This is a genomic window from Streptomyces sp. UNOC14_S4 (genome assembly GCF_020740835.1).
Taxonomy (GTDB): domain Bacteria; phylum Actinomycetota; class Actinomycetes; order Streptomycetales; family Streptomycetaceae; genus Streptomyces.
Genome location: NZ_JAINFC010000802.1, coordinates 1 through 2,285 on the forward strand (window position 1 = coordinate 1; position 2,285 = coordinate 2,285).

The window sequence follows — 2,285 nt, forward strand, 5'->3', positions numbered from 1 at the left end:
TGTCGGCGACGGTCGAACTCTGACCCTTTGACGGCGTGTCAATACTGACCCATTTGTGGATCTTCATCTCATTCTGGCCTTGCTGATCAAGGTCAGGAGGAAAGGGTGATCCTCGTGGAAGACTGGGCAGAGATCCGCCGTCTGCACCGGGCGGAGGAGATGCCAATCCGGGCGATCGCGCGGCATCTGGGCATCTCGAAGAACACGGTGAAGCGGGCGTTGGCGAACGACCGGCCGCCGAAGTACGAGCGGGCGGCGAAGGGCTCGGCGGTGGACGCGGTCGAGGTGCAGATCCGCGAGCTGCTGCGCCAGACGCCGACGATGCCTGCGACGGTGATCGCCGAGCGGATCGGCTGGGACCGGGGGATGACGATCCTCAAGGAGCGTGTCCGCGAGCTCCGGCCGGGATATCTGCCGGTCGATCCGGTCTCGCGCACGAACTACCGGCCCGGTGAGCTGGCCCAGTGCGACCTGTGGTTCCCCGAGGCACAGATCCCCCTCGGCTATGGCCAGACCGGACGGCCACCGGTGCTGGTGATGGTGTCGGGTTATTCACGGGTGATCGCCGCGCGGATGCTGCCCTCGAGGAGGACCGGTGACCTGATCGACGGGCACTGGCGTCTGCTGACGCAGTGGGGTGCGGTCCCGAAGACGCTCGTCTGGGACAACGAGGCCGGCGTCGGCCGAGGCCGTCCCACCTCGGAGTTCGCCGCGTTCGCCGGACTCCTCGCGACGAAGATCTACTTGTGCCGTCCCCGGGATCCGGAGGCGAAAGGGCTGGTGGAGCGGGCGAACGGCTATCTGGAGACCTCGTTCCTGCCCGGCCGTCACTTCAGCGGCCCGGACGACTTCAACACCCAGCTGGCCGGCTGGCTGAAGGTTGCCAACCGGCGCGTCCACCGCACCCTCGGGGCCCGCCCGGCCGACCGGTGGGAGGCGGACCGGGCCCAGATGCTCACCCTGCCGGCGGTCGACCCGCCGACCTGGTGGCGGTTTGCCACCCGGCTCGGCCGCGACCACTACGTCCGCGTCGACACCTGCGACTACTCCGTCGACCCCGCGGCCATCGGCCACCACGTCACCGTGCTGACCGACAACGACGAGGTCATCGTCCTGACCGCGGGCGGCGAGATCGTCGCCCGGCATGCCCGCTGCTGGGCCCGCCACCAGACCCTCACCGACCCCGAACACGCTGAGACCGGTGCGATGATGCGCCACCAGGCCCGCCGCCCCACGGGTCAGATCCAGGCCGTCAGCTGCGGCGGAGGGGGCCCGCTGGTCGAGGTCGAACAGCGCGAGCTGGGCACCTACGACCGCCTGTTCACCGTCATCGACGGCGGCGCCGGCAAGGAGGCCGTGTGATGCCCGCAACCGTCACCACCACCGACGACAGCGAGGCCACCAGGGCCCAGCCCGTCGGCAAGGCCCCGGCCGCCAGCCGCCGCACCGGCCGCCAGACCACCTCGGAACTGGCCTTCCTGGCCCGGGCCCTGAAGGCCCCGGCCCTGCTGGACGCCGCCGACCGGCTCGCTGAACGGGCCCGCAAGGAGTCCTGGACCCACGCCGAATACCTCGTCGCCTGCCTCCAGCGCGAGGTCTCCGCCCGCGAATCGCACGGCGGCGAGGCACGGGTCCGCGCTGCCCGTTTCCCCGCGGTCAAGACGCTCGAGGAACTCGACGTCGCCCATCTGCGCGGCCTGACGCGCGAACAGCTCTCCCACCTGGGCACCCTGGACTTCATCGCCGGCAAGGAGAACGTCGTCTTCCTGGGCCCGCCCGGGACGGGCAAGACACACCTGGCCATCGGCCTGGGAGTGCGGGCCTGCCAGGCCGGCCACCGCGTCGCTTTCGCCACCGCCGCCGAGTGGGTCGACCGGCTCGCCGCCGCCCACCAGGCCGGAAACCTCGCCGCCGAACTCACCCGCCTCGGCCGCTATCCCCTGATCGTGGTCGACGAGGTGGGCTACATCCCCTTCGAATCAGAGGCCGCGAACCTGTTCTTCCAGCTCATCTCGAACAGATACGAACGAGCGTCCGTGATCGTCACCAGCAACAAACCCTTCGGACGCTGGGGAGAGGTCTTCGGCGACGAGACCGTGGCCGCCGCCATGATCGACCGCCTCGTCCACCACGCCGAAGTCCACTCCCTCAAAGGCGACTCCTACCGCATGCGCGGACGCGAACTCGGACGCGTCCCCACCGACCGAACCGACAACGACTGAACCCCCACAAAAGGGTCCGTTTTCACCCGGCCAAAGTGGGTCACGATTCACCCGCCGCCGACA

Annotated in this window: 2 protein-coding genes; both read left to right on the forward strand. The window is 69.5% G+C overall.

The window, feature by feature from the left end:
• Positions 1-105 precede the first annotated feature (105 nt).
• Positions 106-1,362: an IS21 family transposase gene (istA, locus tag K6I34_RS35900; RefSeq protein WP_229332219.1), complete on the forward strand. Its 1,257-nt coding sequence runs from the start codon at positions 106-108 to the stop codon at positions 1,360-1,362.
• Positions 1,362-2,222 (forward strand): IS21-like element helper ATPase IstB, encoded by an 861-nt coding sequence (gene istB / locus K6I34_RS35905; protein ID WP_229332220.1) that lies wholly within the window; start codon positions 1,362-1,364, stop codon positions 2,220-2,222. The genes istA and istB overlap by 1 nt, the downstream gene beginning before the upstream one ends.
• The last annotated feature ends 63 nt before the right edge of the window (positions 2,223-2,285 follow it).

Coding starts and splice junctions, on each gene's coding strand:
- istB (WP_229332220.1), top strand. CDS start 1,362: ATGCCCGCAACCGTCACCACCACCGACGACAGCGAGGCCACCAGGGCC.